This is a genomic window from Thermosipho globiformans, assembly GCF_003990895.1.
GTDB classification, from domain to species: domain Bacteria; phylum Thermotogota; class Thermotogae; order Thermotogales; family Fervidobacteriaceae; genus Thermosipho; species Thermosipho japonicus.
Map to the genome: position 1 here is coordinate 284,814 of NZ_BHXD01000001.1, position 15,083 is coordinate 299,896.

Sequence of the window (15,083 nt, forward strand, 5' to 3'; positions counted from 1 at the left end):
TATCACCTTCTACATTTTTTCAGGTGCACTTATTCCAAGAAGTTCGAAGGAAATTTCAAATACATTTTTTAAGGCAAAAATAAGGTTCATTCTTGCATTTGACAGTGATTTATTTTCTTCATCTAAAATTTTGTATTTTGAATAATAGCTATGGAATTTTTCTGACAAACTAAATAGGTAATTTGTTAAGTAATGGGGTGAAAGTTTTTCTTCAACTTGATATAGTGAGTAGATAAATTCATCCATCATTTTTATTATACTCATTTCATGTTCATTTTCCAAAAGTTCAATATTTTCTAAAATTTTAAAATCTATATCTTTTTCTTTTGCTTTTTCAAAAATACTGTTGATTCTTGCATATGCATATTGTACATAGTATACAGGATTATCATTTGATTTCGATTTTGCAAGTTCAAGGTCGAAAATAAGATGTGTATTTACATCGTTCATAGCAAAAAAGTATCTTGTTGCATCTTTACCAACTTCTTTTATTAACTCATCAAGTGTAATGAAATTTCCTGCTCTAGTGCTCATTTTTACTATTTCATTATTCCTCTTTAAAGTTACAAATTGATGAAGTATAAAGTGGACAAAATTTTCATCAATATCTAATAATTTCATAGCTGCAATCATTCTCGGAATATGTCCGTGATGATCGCTTCCAAAAATGTCGTATACTTTGTCATATCCCCTAGTAAATTTGTAGTAATGGTAAGCAATATCAGTTAAGAAGTAGGTATATGTTCCATCACTTCTAATTAAAACTTTATCATTTTCGTTTATTATTTTTGAAACTTTTAACCAAACTGCTCCGTCTTTTTCATAAATCATATTCTTTTCTTTAAACTTATTAAGAACAATATCTACATAACCTTTTTCTATTACAAAGCTTTCCCTAACTTTGGAATCAAAGCCACAATCAAGCATTGATAAGGTATCATCCATGGTTTTTAAGATATTTTCAACAGAGTATTTCATGAAAAATTTTTCAATTTCACTATCCCATTTTTCCACATATTTATCTCCAATTTCATCTTTAAGTTTTTTAGCAAAATCTATCAAATAATCTCCTCTATAGCCATCCTCTGGAAGTTCATATTCTTTTCCGAACAATTCATTGTATCTAACCCATAAGGATCTTCCTAAGAGTCTTATTTGTCTTCCAGCATCATTAATATACATTTCTTTTGTTACATTATATCCAAGAAATTCTAATACGTTACCAAGAACATCTCCTATAACAATTTGTCTTCCATGGCCCACTGTAAACGGACCAGTTGGATTTGCACTACCATACTCTAATTGTATTTTTTTATTATTTTTTTGAACTTTCCAGTATGCCTTTTCCTTTTTTATCATTTCTGAAAGAATGCTAAGATAGAAATCTTTTGATATTCTAAAATTTATGAAGCCAGGACCGGCAATTGTAACTTCAGAAAAAATGGATTCTTTTGAAAGCTTGTCGACAAACAATTTTGCAACCTCTCTTGGAGGTTTTCTAAAATGCTTACTTCCTATAAGCGCTATATTTGTTGAATAGTCTCCAAAATTTTCATCAGGGATTTCAACGTTAAATTGATATTCGAAACCTTCTTCACGTAAAATACTTTCTAAACGCTCATTTATAACTTCCCTAATCAATTCAAACACCTCCAAATATCTCTATTAATTCATAAATTTTGTCTATTCCTTCTCTTGTAACAGCAGAGTATGGAATAATAGTGTAATTTTCTCCGTAAAGATCATTATAATACCTAATCATTTTAGCCCTCTCAGAATTTTTCAATTTATCCATTTTAGTCAAAACAATTGCAAAATCTAATTCTAATTCTTTCAACCATTCGAGTAATATTTCATCATTTTTTTGAAGTTCATGCCTACCGTCAATTAAGACAAAGACTAATTTTATATTCCAAGCTCTTTTTGAAAAATAATTTTCAATTATTTTTCGCCAACGCGCTCTCTCTTCTACAGAAACTTTTGCATAACCATATCCAGGTAAGTCAACAAAATAAAATGAATTATTTATTTTGTAAAAATTTATAGAGGCTGTTTTTCCTGGTTTTTTACTTGTTTTTGCTATATTTCTACCAGTTAAAATGTTTAAAAGTGTTGATTTACCAACATTCGATCTACCTACAAATACAAATTCTCCATTTAATGATTCTGGATACTTGTCATTACTTTTATATATAGTTTTTACAAGTTCAACACTCTTTATTTTCACAAATTAATGCCTCCTTTAAAACCTCATCTATTTCCTTTACAAAGATAAAGTTAATATCAGATTTTACTTCTTCAGGTATTTTTTCAATATCAAATCTATTTTGATATGGTAGAATTATTTTTTTAATTCCTTTACGGTATGAAGCTAATACTTTTTCTTTAATTCCACCAACTGGAAGAACTCTACCTCTAAGTGTTATTTCGCCAGTCATGGCAATGTCATTTCTAACGGGGATCTTTTTAACAGCAGAAACCAGACTTGTAACTATTGTAACACCTGCACTAGGTCCGTCTTTTGGAACGGCACCTTCTGGAACATGGATATGTATATCGTTCTTTTCAAATATATCCATACAATCTTTTCCACAAATTTTTTTGGTAAGGCTGAGAGCTATTTGAGCAGATTCTTTCATAACATCGCCTAATTTTCCTGTAAGTATTAAATTTCCTTTTCCAGGGAATAAAGTACTTTCAATAAAGAGTGTTGTTCCACCATATGCAGTCCAAGCAAGCCCAGTTGAAACACCTATTGTTGGTTCTTCCAATTTATTTTCTTCAAGTATTTTTGGTGCTCCTAAAAATTCTCTAACTCTTTTTTCAGTTATTACTACCTTACTTTTACCTTCAACTATCTCAAGGACAGCTTTTCTAATAATTGTCCTAATCTTTCTCTCAAGTTCTCTAACTCCAGGTTCAAGAGTATAGTCAGATATAATATGGTTAATTGCTTCATTTTTAAATATTATTTGAGATTTTTTTATGTCAATTTCTCCTAGTGCTTTTGGAATAATATATTCTTTTGCTATATAATACTTTTCCATATTTGTATAGCTTGGTATTTCAATTATCTCCATCCTATCTCTGAGTGCATCGGGAATATTGTAAAGAGTATTAGCAGTTGTTATAAACAAAACCTCTGATAAATCAAAAGGTAATTCTAGATAATGATCAACAAAATCCTTGTTTTGCTCAGGGTCAAGTACTTCTAATAAAGCTGATGCAGGATCTCCTTGAAAACTTATACCCATTTTGTCGATTTCGTCTAACAAAAGAACTGGGTTTTTTACACCTGCTTTTCTAATTAGCTGAATTATCCTTCCGGGAAGAGCACCTACATAAGTTCTTCTATGTCCTCTTATTTCTGCTTCATCTCTTAAACCCCCCAAAGACATTCTTAGAAATTTTCTTCCCAACGCTTCTGCAATTGATCTTCCAAGGGAAGTTTTTCCAACACCTGGAGGTCCAACAAAACAAATTATTGGTGCTTTCATTGATTTTGAAACTTTTCTAGTTGCCAGGAATTCTAGAATTCTTTGCTTTGGCTTTTTTAATCCATAATGGTATTTCTCGAGTATTTCTCGAGCATTTTTTAAATCTAAATTTTCTTCACTTTTTTCTTTCCAAGGTAAGTTAAGTATCCAATCAAGATAATTTCGAATAACATTTGCTTCTGGTGAATATGGAGACATTTTCTCGAGCCTATTAAGTTCAAATCTTGCTTTTTCTTTTACAAAATCTGGATAATCTCCTTTTTCTATTTTCTCTTCAATTTCTTTTATTTCGGCATCTTCTTCTCCGCCTAGCTCTTCTCTAATTACCCTTAGTTTTTCTCTTAAAAAATATTCCTTCTGCGATTTTTCAATCCTTTGTTTGACTTTTTGATCGAGTTGATGTTCAATTTCTAGCAATTCAGTTTCTTTAGACAAAAGTTCTAGGATTTTTTCAAGCCTTTTACCTGGATGTAATATTTCTAACAATTCTTGTTTTTCTTCAAGACTTCCTGGACAAATTGAAGCAGCAAGATCTGCAAAAATATCAGGATCTTCCATATCTTCCAAAAACATTAAAGCATCTGTAGGAAGTTTTCTTGAATATTGGATATACTTTTGCATTTCATCTCTTACAGCTCTCATTAAAGCTATTAATTTTTTCGTCTTTCTATATTTTGATTTTAAGAGCTCTATTTCAAATTTAAAATATTTTTCTTCAACTGACTTTATCCATTTTGCTCTTGAAAGTCCTTCAACTAAAACTTTAAAAGTTCCATCGGGGAGTTTTCCTATTTGCATTATTCTTGCAACTGTTCCTACTTTGAATAGATCATTTTTTGTGGGTTCTTCAATCTTAGTATCTTTTTGATTAACAAGAAAAATTAACTGCTTGTAATTTTCCATTGAATCTTCAAGGGCATATAAAGATTTTTCACGACCAACATAGAAAGGTACTACAGTATTAGGATAAACTACAACGTTACTTCTCATTGCTATAGCAGGTAATATATCAGGTATCTCTATTTCTTCTTCATTCAATTTTGCTACTTTTTTTTCCAATTTTTCGAACTTTTTCTCGGTCATGTTGCCACCTCCTTAAATCTTCTATCAAGTCTAAACTAGAAAATTCCGCATCAATTATTATTTCTACATTCCTTTTTCCATCATTTCTATGAAAAATATTTAATGTTATACCTTTCTCAGTAAAATAGTTTTCAAACAAATTACTCCATTCAATCAAAAATATTCCATCTTCATCTTCGAAATTTTCTTCTAACACATAAAACAGCTCATCAGGACTTTCTAATCTATACAAATCTACATGGTAAATTGTTTTATAACCTTCGTATATGTTTACAATTGAGAAAGTTGGACTACTTACTAAATCAGGATCAACACCAAAATTTTCACAAAAAAATTTTGAAAACGTAGTTTTACCAGCTCCAAGATCCCCGTTTAAATAAAGAAATCTCACTGGATACTTAATATAAAATTTTGAGATAATTTGCGATAGTTTTTTTAAATCGTTTAGTTCTAATGCATCAAGCTTCAAGTCTATCACCTTCTGAAAAGACTCATGACAATTGTTAAAATAATACTTAGTATAATCATGCTTGTAATTGGAATAATAAGAACAAAATTGCCTCTTTTTATGACAATATCTCCAGGCAAAGGAAAAATTTTACTCTTCTCCATTAGAAACATCACCAGTGATATCAAGATCAATATTATTCCCGCTGCCATCAGGAATTTCCACATTATTACCACCTCTAAAATATTCAAAAGGTAGAGCTATAGTTTCGCCGTCTTTTGTATATATCGTTACTTTTTTTAGAAATACATTTACAGTAATAACTTTTGCATCTTTACCATTATATTTAATCATACTTCCTTCATCTGGAATGTTTTTCAATGCATCAATATAAAAATCATATTCGAATTTTAAGCAGCAAAGTAGTCTACCACATGGGCCTGTAATTTTTGCAGTATTTATCATCATCTGTTGCCTTTTTGCGTGTTTTAGAGTAATACTATCAAAACTTCTAAGCCAGTAAGAACAGCATGACTTTTTTCCACAAAGTCCTAAACCTTTTATGAATTTCATTTCGTCTCTGGCACCAACTTGCCTAAGCTCAATCCTTGTTTTAAATTCCTTGGCTATATCTTTAACGAGTTCTCTAAAGTCTACTCTGTTTTTGGAACTAAAATAAATAACGAGTCTTGATCCATCAACCATCATTTTTGAATGTAAAACCTTCATGTTTAGACCGTGTTTTTTTACAAGTTGTTTTGTAACTTCAAATGCTCTTTTTGCAATTTCTTTATTTTTCTCAATTGTTTCTAAATCTTCTTCAGTAGCTTTTCTAATTATTGGTTTTAAATCGTATCCTATATCATCTATGCTCATTTGCCTTTTACCAATTCTTACAACTCCATAGTCTAAACCAAACTCGCTAATAACAATAACTGTATCATTTACTTTTATATCTTCGCCATTTTCAGTATAATAAATTATTGGTCCCATAGGTATCAATTCTACACCGTATACCTCAGCTGTTAATTCCATCTTTTTTTCCTCCTAAAATTTTTTTCTTATAAAATTATACCACGAATGTTCTTATATAAATAGCTTTTCAATATTTTTAAATTCCGTTATTTGTGTTAAGATTAGTGTAACTAATTTCGCTGTTGTTGATAAATAAATTGATAATAAGTTTGCTTGACTTAAAAAAGTTAAACTGATATAATTTTACTTGTAAAAATATCAATAGGAGGTGTAAATGTGAAGAGTGTAGTTATAACTGGAATGGGGACCATAAATCCACTTGGGAAAAATATTTCCGAGTTTTCTGAAAATCTGAAAAAAATGCATATAGGAATAGATAAAATTTCAAGTTTTGATGCTGAAAATTTACCTGTAAAAATTGCTGGAGAAGTAAAAGGTTTCGTGCCAGAAGAATACATTGACAAAAAATTATCTAAACGTATTGATAGGTATACTCAGTTTGCACTTGCTGCTGCAAAAGAGGCTATTGAAAATTCGAAGATCAATTTTGAAGGGATAGAAGAAAGGGTTGCGGTTATAGTGGCAAGTGGCATGGGAGGATTTATAACTCTCGATAAACAAAATGATGTTTTCAAAGAACGGGGTGCAAATAGAGTTAGTCCATTTATGATTCCAATGATACTTTCAAATATGGCAAGTGGTGTTGTTGCAATGAATTATAAACTAAAAGGACCTAATTTTTCAGTTGTTAGTGCTTGTGCAAGTTCAGTTCATGCGATTGCTTTGGGAGCGCTTTTAATAAGGCACGGCTATGTGGATGTAGCTGTTGTAGGTGGTGCAGAAGCTACTATTGCTCCGCTTCCAATAGCGGGTTTTGCAGCTATGAAAGCTTTGTCTACAAGGAATGATGAGCCGAAAAAAGCTTCTAGGCCATTTGATGTTGAAAGAGATGGTTTTGTAATGGCAGAAGGAGCCGGAATACTAATTTTAGAATCCGAAGAATTTGCTAAAAAGAGAAATGCAAATATATTAGCCCAAGTTAAGGGTTTTGGAATGAACGATGATGCTTATCATTTTAGTGCTCCTGATCCTCAATCAAAAGGTTCTACATCAGTAATGCTTCAATCATTAAAAGATGCAAACCTTTCTCCGGATGAAATTGATCTTGTAAGCTGTCATGCCACAAGTACACCAGTTGGTGATGAACTTGAAGCTCAAGCGATTTTGAATGTTTTTGGAGAAAGGAATAATTTATTGGTCAATTCAACTAAGGCTTTAACTGGACATTTATTAGGAGCAGCAGGTGCTATAGAAACAATTGCAGCAATATTAGAAATGAATGAAGGGTTTGTACATGGAATGCCAAATCTTGAGAAACCTGATGAAATTGCTTCGAAATTAAATTTAGTTAAAGAAACTAGAGAAGTAAAGATTAATAATTTTCTTAAAAATTCATTTGGTTTTGGTGGTCATAATGCTTCGATTGTTGTTGGGAGGTATTAATAATGAAAAAAGAAGAAATAATGAAAATTTTGCCTCATAGAGATCCTATTTTGCTTGTTGACAGGGTTGTTGAAAAAGGTGAAGATTATATTGTTGCTGAAAGAGAAATTAAAGATTCTGATCCTGTATTTAAAGGTCATTTTCCAAATTATCCTATATATCCAGGTGTTTATATTTTAGAAGGTCTTGCGCAAACTGCCGGGATACTGCTTTTAAAAGGAAATGATGAAATACCATTATTTTTGGGGATTGATAATGCACGGTTTAAAGGAGAAGTAAGGCCCAATTGTATTTTAAGATATGAAGTTAAGATAAAAGAAGTAAAAGCAGGAATAGTGTTTGTAGATGCTAAAGCATATGTTAGTAGTAAAATGGTAGCGAAAGCTGTTTTATTATTGGGTTCAAAGAGGTGAAATTTATGAATAGAATTTGCAAACTCTTTAATATTAAATATCCAATATTGATGGGTGGAATGTCTTGGGCTGGTACACCAAGACTTGCTGCAGCCGTATCAAATGCTGGTGGTTTAGGGATAATAGGTGCTGGAGCTATGAAAGGTGAAGACTTACAAAATGCGATTGATGAGGTAAAAAAATATACAGATAAACCATTTGGAGTAAATATAATATTAGTATCACCATTTGCAGATGAACTAGTTGAAGTTGTATTAAAAAACAAGGTTCCAGTTGTAACATTTGGTGCCGGAAATCCAACTAAATACATAAATGATTTGAAAAGTGCTGGGATTAAAGTTGTTCCAGTGGTTGCTTCGGAAAATCTTGCTCGACTTGTTGAAAGAAGTGGAGCTGATGCAGTGATTGCTGAAGGGATGGAATCTGGAGGGCATATAGGTGAAGTTACAACTTTTGTTTTGGTAAATTCTGTGTCAAAGAATGTAAAAATTCCTGTAATTGCAGCTGGTGGAATTGCAGATGGAAAAGGTATGGCAGCTGCTTTTGCGTTGGGAGCCGAGGGAATACAAATGGGAACAAGATTTATTGCAAGTAAAGAAGCAGAAGTTCATGAAAACTTTAAAAATTTAATTATAAAATCAGGAATAAGAGATACTATTATTACTGGAGCAAGTTTGGGGCATTCAGCAAGAGTTATAAAAACTAAATTTGCAAAAATAGTTAAGACTTTGGAAGTTGAAAGTCCACAAGATGCTGAAAATATATTGGTTGGTAGCCTTAGAAGAGCTGTTCAGGAAGGAAATATTGAGCAAGGATCTTTTATGGCAGGGCAGAGTGTTGGGTTGATTAAAGATATTAAACCTGTACACGAAATCATTGAAGAAATAATGGAAGAATTTAACGAGACTATGAAGAAATTAGGGGAGGTAAGGTTATGAAAACGAAAGACATATCATTGGTTGCATTATTTGTAACTTTAACCATAGTCGGAGCACAGATATCAATTCCAATTGGAACTGTACCTATAACTTTACAAGTCTTAATGGTGTTTTTAACTGGTTATTTTCTAAGACCTACACTTGCTCTTTTAACACAATCTATTTATCTTCTTTTAGGTATTATTGGCCTTCCTGTTTTTGCTAACTTTTCGGGAGGATTTGCTAGTATAATTGGTCCAACTGGTGGATATTTAATTGCTTTTCCTTTAGCTGCTTGGATAATTTCTCTATCTAAGAAAGATTATTTTTCTATGTTCTTACATGGGGTATTGGGAATTGCAATCATCTACACATTAGGGGTTTTGGTTTTAAACTATCATTTGCACGATTTTAAAAAAGCTTTTATGATCGGAGTTGTTCCGTTTATTGGAATAGATTTTTTGAAAATGTGTATTGCAGTGATTATTTCAAAAAGAGTTTTAAAGGTGGTGGAAGCATGAAAGCCTTTTTATTTCCAGGTCAAGGTTCACAATATTCTGGAATGGCAAAAGATTTTTCTAAATACCCATTTTGGAATGAGCTAAGTAAAAGAGCGGAAGAGGTACTTAATATTGATTTAATTAATATTATGAATGGAGATGAAGAAACTCTGAAGTTAACGGAAAACGCGCAACCTGCAATATTTTTAGCTAGTTTTGTAGCTTTTAAACACTTAGAAAGCTTAGGAATAAACTATGATATATTTGCAGGGCATAGTCTGGGAGAGTATACTGCCTTTGCTGCGGCTGGGGTATACGATTTTGATTTTGGAATATATTTGGTAAGAAAAAGGGGAGAATATATTTCTCAAGCAATCGAGCCTGGAAAAGGAAGTATGGCTGCAGTTTTAAAAATTTCTGCTGAAAAAGTAGAAGAGCTTGTTAAAAATTATGAAGGTCTTTATGTTGCAAATTATAATTCTTCAACACAAACAGTTATAAGTGGTTTGAAATCATCTATTCAAAAATTTATAGAAGATTGTAAAAATAACGGTATTAGAGCAACAGAATTGGTTGTTTCTGGACCTTTCCATACTCCCTTTTTAGAAAGTGCTCGTGAAAAACTTTCTAAAGAAATAGAACATGTTAAATTCAAAAAACCAAAAGTTCCGATTGTTTTGAATAGTACAGCTAAAGAATCGAGTGATCCAGAAGAATTAAAATACTATTTACTTGAACAAATAGCAGGACCAGTTTATTGGTTACAATCAATAAGAAGAATGTTAGAACTTGGAGTAGAAGAATTTGTTGAGGTGGGTCCTAAAAATGTTCTATCAAATATGTTAAAAAGAGAAAAGATAGATATTATTCATTTCAGTGAGATAGAAGAAATAGAAGATTCCAGGGTTTGAACTTTAAAGTCGAATATTTGGAAATTGCTTATCTCGAATACATGGCTTCAATTTGTTTGAAGCCATGTTTTTTATTTGTTGAAAATATTTGACTTTAATCGATTATTTTTTTATACTTAGAATAGTATTAAACAAAAAATGGAGGTATGTTAATAATGATTATTTCTTTTTGGGGTTATACATTTTTTTCAATTTTAGCTAATATTTTTGTTTTCTTTAATGAACCTATTTCGCAAATATTGTTGACTATTTCATCATTATTTTTAATGTTTTTACTATTCTTATTTGGGAGAAAAATTGGAAAGAAATTTAATGTAAACTTTATGTGGATTTTTTATATAGCGTTATTTCTTGCACTTTTCTCTCTGCTTCCTTTGTATTTAACCTCATCATATTTTACATATTTTGTTGCGCAGTTTATGAGTTTTCTGTTTATTTTATTATATCTTAAGGTAATATTGAGCATAATAAAGTCAAAAAAATCAATTTTTAAATTTATTGTATTTTCTATACTAACTCTTGGAATATATTCTTACTTTTTCTTTTATGACATTATCAAAGAAATTAGAAAACTAAATTGACACTTTTAAAATTTAGTAGTACTATATTAGTGTAAGAAAAGTGAATAAATTCCCAAGGGGAGCTCCATAATCCGGGGCTGAGAGGAAGGTGGAAACCTTCGACCCTTAGAACCTGAACCGGGTAATACCGGCGGAGGGATTGGGAAAAGAAAAATAAAAGTCTATAATAACCCCTCCGCTTTTGCGGAGGGAAATTTTTTATAAGGAGGTAAACGATATGTGGGATTATGAAGTTTCGAAAATTATTGTAGAAAGATTTTTTGAAAAATTGAATGATAGTTTAAAAGTTGATGTAGCAATTGTCGGGGGTGGTCCAAGCGCTTTAGCAGCTTCCTACTATCTTTCAAAAAAAGGATTGAAGATTGCTATATTTGAGTCAAAAAATGAACCTGGTGGTGGAACATGGGGTGGAGGAATGATGTTTAATGAACTAGTAGTTGAAAAAGATATTAAATCTTTTTTAGATGAATTAGGAATGAATTACTTAATTAAAAACAATTTTATTTCAGTTGATTCTGTACATTTTGCCTCTTCTTTGCTATACAATGCTACTAAAGCTGGTTCAATTTTATTCAATAATGTTATTGTTGAAGATATTGTATTTTATGAAAATAAAGTAAATGGAATTGTAATAAATTGGGCACCAGTTATAAGGCAAAAACTCCATGTTGATCCTATAACAATTATGGCAAAGTTCGTAGTTGATGGTACGGGACATCCTGCAAATGTTGTAAATATGTTAGTTGATAGAGGAATTGATGTCGACCTTCCTATAGGAAAAATTAGGGAATATCCTATGAATGCAAAAGAAGGAGAAAAATTTGTAGTTGAAAATACTAAAGAAGTTTTCCCAGGACTTTACGTAATGGGAATGGCTGCAGTTTCAGTAGGTGGTGGACCCAGAATGGGACCAATTTTCGGCGGGATGATTAAATCAGGTTTAAAAGTTGCAAATAATATATTAGAAAAATTATCTATAGAGGTGAAATAATGACGCTAATTGAAAAGGTTAAAAATGGTGAAAAATGTAGTGAAATTGAAAAAATTTCCGAACATGAAAATGTTAGTATTGATAAAATTAGAGAAGGATTATTAAATGGAAAAATTGTAATTCCGCACAACAAAAATCATACATCATTAAAAAAGTTCATGGGAATTGGTGAAGGTTTAACAGTAAAAGTAAACGCAAATATTGGAACATCATTTGGATATGATGATTTCGAATATGAAATAGAGAAATTTAATACCGCCAAAGCTGTGGGGGCAAATAGTGTTATGTTACTTTCAACATGGGGGAATCTAGATGAACAAAGAGAATTCATAATTAAAAATTCAGATATTCCCGTTGGAACTGTTCCAATTTATGATGCAGCTGTAATTTCTTATCAACAAAAAAAGAATGTTGTTGATTTTAGTGAAAAAGATTTCTTAAAAATATTTGAGAAACATGCAAAACAAGGTGTGGATTTTGTGACCCTGCATATTAGTATAACTAAAGATATCGTTAAAAAATTAAAAAAATCCCAAAGAATAATGAAAATAGTTAGTAGAGGTGGATCAATTATTGCAGGATGGATAATTAAAAATAATCTAGAAAATCCGTTTTACAAATACTTTGATGAAGTACTTGATATTGCAAGAGAATATGATGTAACTTTAAGCCTGGGTGATTCATTAAGACCAGGGAACTTATTTGATTCTTTAGACAGATTACAATTAGAAGAATGGTTTATATTTGAAGAATTGGTTGAAAAGGCTAGAAAAAAGAATGTTCAAGTAATGTTAGAAGGTCCAGGTCATGTTCCGCTTGATCAGATAGAAACAACAGTAAATTTAATGAAAAAATATGGAAAAAATTCACCGGTATTCTTACTTGGCCCTATAGTATTGGATATTGCTCCTGGTTATGATCATATAACTTCTGCAATAGGAGCAGCAATTGCTGCAAGAAGTGGAGCAGACTTTATTTGTTATGTGACTCCTTCAGAACATTTATCATTGCCAAATGTTGAAGATGTTAAAAAAGGCGTTATTGCTGCAAAAATTGCTGCTATGGCTGCAGATTTTTCAAGAGGAAAGTTTGTTGATGAAAATTACAAATTAGCAATTTCAAGGAAAAATTTAGATTGGCAAGGAATAAAAGAAGTATCACTTGATAAAGAAATTGTCGAAAGATATTTGAGTGCGCGTCCCTACTCAGGTAAAGGTTGTTCTATGTGTGGCCCATTTTGTGCTCTTAAAGTTGTAGAGGAGTATTTAGAAGGATAATATGCAAAGGCTAGGGGTATCCACAAGTGTTATAAAAAGTGATTTAAGGATGATCAGATATTTAACAGAAAAATTTAAATTTTCCAATCTATTTGAAATTGGATTTATAGATCCAAAATATATTAACAATTTAAATGTTATTAAAGGCAAATCAATAGGAGTTCATTCACCATTTATCTTTAAATTGAAGAATCATCCAAAATTAACGCATTCAGATTATCACTTTACATTTTCTAAAATTTTAAGAAGTGCTTATTTTGCAAAACAAATAAAGTCAGAATATTTAATAGTTCATTATCCGGATACACTTCAAAATGATGATTGGAATAAAAATTTATTTCTTTTGGAAAAACTAAGCAGTATTTTAAAAATAAGAATTGAAAATACTTATGGAAATAAATTTTTTTATAGTGAAAAAGACTATAAAAATTTATGTCAAGATTTAAATTTAAAACTATGTATAGATATCGGACATCTTCTTTTGGATGAAAGAATAAAACCTTTTAAATTTATTGAATTCTTGGAAGAATATATTGAAGAATTCCACATATACTATGCAGATAAGAAGATTTATAAGATATGTCATCACAAACCTTGGAGTGAAAATAAATACTATATTGAATTACTAAGACTAATTATGAAATTAGATGCGGATATTGTTATTGAATCTACACCACAATGTAATAAGGATTTGGATAAACTTTTAAAATTTTTGGGGGTGATTTGATGAAAAAAATGTTAATCATTTCTGGGCTTGACCCATCATCTGGGGCTGGATTAATTCAAGATATATCAGTAGCAACAGCTATGGGAGTAAGTGTATATTCGACAGTAAGTGCATTTACCGTTCAAACATTAACAAAATCATTAAGTGTAAGATTTAGAGATACAAATGAAATTCTAGAAGAAATTAAATACTTTGATGATGTTGGAATTATAAAAGTTGGAATTGCAAATCCAGAAATTATAGAAAAACTTAGAGGAATATATAAAGATACAATAATTGTTTGGAATCCTGTTTTGCAATCATCAAACGGCTTGAAATTTTTAGATGAAAATATAGTTAAAAACTATATTAAACTTTCTGACTTTGTTGTTGTAAATAGTGAAGAGGCAGAAAAAATAGGAAAATTTGATAATATGATTATTACTGGTGGGCATTTAGAAAACGAGCGTATAAAAATAACATATAAAGGAAAAGAATTTTACCATGAAAGATTAAATGGTAACTTTAGAGGCACAGGTTGTGTATTTACAACTCTCTTTTCGTGCTTAATTTTAAAAGGATATCCTGCTGAAGAAGCGATAAAAGAAGCTGGGAATATAATTTTAAAAGTTTTAAAAAGGTCATCACATAGAGTTGAAGTGGAAAAGCTTTCAAGCGATTGGATAAAATATGAAACCTTGGATGAACTTAATAAAATAATGTTAGATATTATGGAAATTGGTAGATATACAATTCCAGAAGTTGGGCAAAACGTTTCATATGCAATTATGGACGCAAAAAATGAAGAAGAAGTAGCCAAATTTCCCGGAAGAATAAGATTAGTCAACGGAAAACCACAATTTATTGGAAAAGCAACTTTTGAAGGAAAATCTCATACTGCCAGAATGACGATTGAAATGATGAAGAAATTTCCCTACATGAGATGTACTACCAATGTAAGGTACGAAGAAGAATATATTGAAAATGCTAAAAGATATGGGTTAAAAGTTTACGAGTTAAAACGTGAAAAAGAACCAGAAGAATTTAAAAATATAGAGGGCCAATCATTAAAATGGGGAATAAATAGTATTATTGAAAATTTAGATACTCCACCAGATGTAATATACGACAAAGGATTTTGGGGTAAAGAAGCAATGATAAGAGTTTTTGCAAGAAATCCACAGGAAGTAATAAAAAAAGTAAGGCTTATTATTGGCCTAAATTCGTAAAAATGTTTAATTATCCACCACTATTTATTGAAAATACCTTATTTTGTGGTAT

The 15,083-nt window shown here is 30.8% G+C and carries 16 protein-coding genes and 1 riboswitch; of the genes, 10 read left to right on the forward strand and 6 right to left on the reverse strand.

What is annotated here, in order from left to right; translation table 11 throughout:
• Positions 1–9: 9 nt before the first annotated feature.
• The 6 genes from argS to EO083_RS01660 are packed head-to-tail and all read right to left on the reverse strand — an operon-like array spanning position 10 to position 6,063.
• Positions 10–1,641: an arginine--tRNA ligase gene (gene argS / locus EO083_RS01635; protein ID WP_126992475.1), complete on the reverse strand. Its 1,632-nt coding sequence runs from the start codon at positions 1,639–1,641 to the stop codon at positions 10–12.
• A gap of 1 nt (position 1,642) precedes the next feature.
• The gene (yihA, locus tag EO083_RS01640; RefSeq protein ID WP_126992476.1) at positions 1,643–2,227 is read right to left on the reverse strand and encodes a ribosome biogenesis GTP-binding protein YihA/YsxC; all 585 of its coding nucleotides are present in this window, start codon (positions 2,225–2,227) and stop codon (positions 1,643–1,645) included.
• The gene (gene lon / locus EO083_RS01645) at positions 2,208–4,580 is read right to left on the reverse strand and encodes an endopeptidase La (RefSeq protein WP_126992477.1); all 2,373 of its coding nucleotides are present in this window, start codon (positions 4,578–4,580) and stop codon (positions 2,208–2,210) included. Before lon ends, yihA begins: the two co-directional genes overlap by 20 nt.
• On the reverse strand, positions 4,528–5,049 hold the full coding sequence (gene tsaE / locus EO083_RS01650; protein ID WP_126992478.1) for a tRNA (adenosine(37)-N6)-threonylcarbamoyltransferase complex ATPase subunit type 1 TsaE: 522 nt from the start codon (positions 5,047–5,049) through the stop codon (positions 4,528–4,530). Before tsaE ends, lon begins: the two co-directional genes overlap by 53 nt.
• A 5-nt stretch (positions 5,050–5,054) precedes the next feature.
• Positions 5,055–5,255 carry a DUF2905 domain-containing protein gene (locus tag EO083_RS01655; RefSeq protein WP_164723673.1) on the reverse strand — a complete coding sequence of 67 codons (201 nt, stop codon included), beginning with the start codon at positions 5,253–5,255 and terminating at the stop codon, positions 5,055–5,057.
• Positions 5,179–6,063, reverse strand: a complete 885-nt coding sequence (locus EO083_RS01660) for a PSP1 domain-containing protein (protein ID WP_126992480.1) — start codon at positions 6,061–6,063, stop codon at positions 5,179–5,181. Before EO083_RS01660 ends, EO083_RS01655 begins: the two co-directional genes overlap by 77 nt.
• Before the next feature lie 216 nt (positions 6,064–6,279).
• On the opposite strand from EO083_RS01660, the gene fabF reads away from it, so the two are divergent.
• The 10 genes from fabF (at position 6,280) to EO083_RS01710 (ending at position 15,031) form a co-directional block, all read left to right on the forward strand.
• Entirely contained in the window at positions 6,280–7,506 is a 1,227-nt protein-coding gene (gene fabF / locus EO083_RS01665) for a beta-ketoacyl-ACP synthase II (RefSeq protein WP_126992481.1), read from the forward strand.
• Between the two features lie 2 nt (positions 7,507–7,508).
• Positions 7,509–7,919, forward strand: a complete 411-nt coding sequence (fabZ, locus tag EO083_RS01670) for a 3-hydroxyacyl-ACP dehydratase FabZ (RefSeq protein ID WP_126992482.1) — start codon at positions 7,509–7,511, stop codon at positions 7,917–7,919.
• Positions 7,920–7,924: 5 nt separating this feature from the next.
• Positions 7,925–8,857 carry an enoyl-[acyl-carrier-protein] reductase FabK gene (gene fabK / locus EO083_RS01675; protein WP_126992483.1) on the forward strand — a complete coding sequence of 311 codons (933 nt, stop codon included), beginning with the start codon at positions 7,925–7,927 and terminating at the stop codon, positions 8,855–8,857.
• Complete coding sequence (locus EO083_RS01680) at positions 8,854–9,357, forward strand: biotin transporter BioY (RefSeq protein ID WP_126992484.1); 504 nt, start codon at positions 8,854–8,856, stop codon at positions 9,355–9,357. The genes fabK and EO083_RS01680 overlap by 4 nt, the downstream gene beginning before the upstream one ends.
• Positions 9,354–10,247: an ACP S-malonyltransferase gene (gene fabD, locus EO083_RS01685; protein WP_126992485.1), complete on the forward strand. Its 894-nt coding sequence runs from the start codon at positions 9,354–9,356 to the stop codon at positions 10,245–10,247. The genes EO083_RS01680 and fabD overlap by 4 nt, the downstream gene beginning before the upstream one ends.
• Positions 10,248–10,393: 146 nt before the next feature.
• Positions 10,394–10,828, forward strand: a complete 435-nt coding sequence (locus EO083_RS01690; protein ID WP_241229923.1) for a DUF4234 domain-containing protein — start codon at positions 10,394–10,396, stop codon at positions 10,826–10,828.
• 45 nt (positions 10,829–10,873) lie between these two features.
• Positions 10,874–10,985: riboswitch (TPP riboswitch) on the forward strand.
• 60 nt (positions 10,986–11,045) lie between these two features.
• On the forward strand, positions 11,046–11,819 hold the full coding sequence (locus tag EO083_RS01695) for a sulfide-dependent adenosine diphosphate thiazole synthase (RefSeq protein WP_126992486.1): 774 nt from the start codon (positions 11,046–11,048) through the stop codon (positions 11,817–11,819).
• Positions 11,819–13,096, forward strand: coding sequence for a phosphomethylpyrimidine synthase ThiC (thiC, locus tag EO083_RS01700; protein ID WP_126992487.1), 1,278 nt, complete (start codon positions 11,819–11,821; stop codon positions 13,094–13,096). Before EO083_RS01695 ends, thiC begins: the two co-directional genes overlap by 1 nt.
• 1 nt (position 13,097) lies before the next feature.
• Positions 13,098–13,823, forward strand: coding sequence for an IolE/MocC family protein (locus EO083_RS01705; protein WP_126992488.1), 726 nt, complete (start codon positions 13,098–13,100; stop codon positions 13,821–13,823).
• On the forward strand, positions 13,823–15,031 hold the full coding sequence (locus tag EO083_RS01710; protein WP_126992489.1) for a thiamine-phosphate synthase family protein: 1,209 nt from the start codon (positions 13,823–13,825) through the stop codon (positions 15,029–15,031). The genes EO083_RS01705 and EO083_RS01710 overlap by 1 nt, the downstream gene beginning before the upstream one ends.
• Positions 15,032–15,083: the final 52 nt, after the last annotated feature.

Coding starts and splice junctions, on each gene's coding strand:
- lon (WP_126992477.1), bottom strand. CDS start 4,580: ATGACCGAGAAAAAGTTCGAAAAATTGGAAAAAAAAGTAGCAAAATTG.
- EO083_RS01655 (WP_164723673.1), bottom strand. CDS start 5,255: ATGTGGAAATTCCTGATGGCAGCGGGAATAATATTGATCTTGATATCA.
- EO083_RS01660 (WP_126992480.1), bottom strand. CDS start 6,063: ATGGAATTAACAGCTGAGGTATACGGTGTAGAATTGATACCTATGGGA.
- fabZ (WP_126992482.1), top strand. CDS start 7,509: ATGAAAAAAGAAGAAATAATGAAAATTTTGCCTCATAGAGATCCTATT.
- fabK (WP_126992483.1), top strand. CDS start 7,925: ATGAATAGAATTTGCAAACTCTTTAATATTAAATATCCAATATTGATG.
- EO083_RS01680 (WP_126992484.1), top strand. CDS start 8,854: ATGAAAACGAAAGACATATCATTGGTTGCATTATTTGTAACTTTAACC.
- fabD (WP_126992485.1), top strand. CDS start 9,354: ATGAAAGCCTTTTTATTTCCAGGTCAAGGTTCACAATATTCTGGAATG.
- EO083_RS01690 (WP_241229923.1), top strand. CDS start 10,394: ATGTTAATAATGATTATTTCTTTTTGGGGTTATACATTTTTTTCAATT.
- EO083_RS01695 (WP_126992486.1), top strand. CDS start 11,046: ATGTGGGATTATGAAGTTTCGAAAATTATTGTAGAAAGATTTTTTGAA.
- thiC (WP_126992487.1), top strand. CDS start 11,819: ATGACGCTAATTGAAAAGGTTAAAAATGGTGAAAAATGTAGTGAAATT.
- EO083_RS01705 (WP_126992488.1), top strand. CDS start 13,098: ATGCAAAGGCTAGGGGTATCCACAAGTGTTATAAAAAGTGATTTAAGG.
- EO083_RS01710 (WP_126992489.1), top strand. CDS start 13,823: ATGAAAAAAATGTTAATCATTTCTGGGCTTGACCCATCATCTGGGGCT.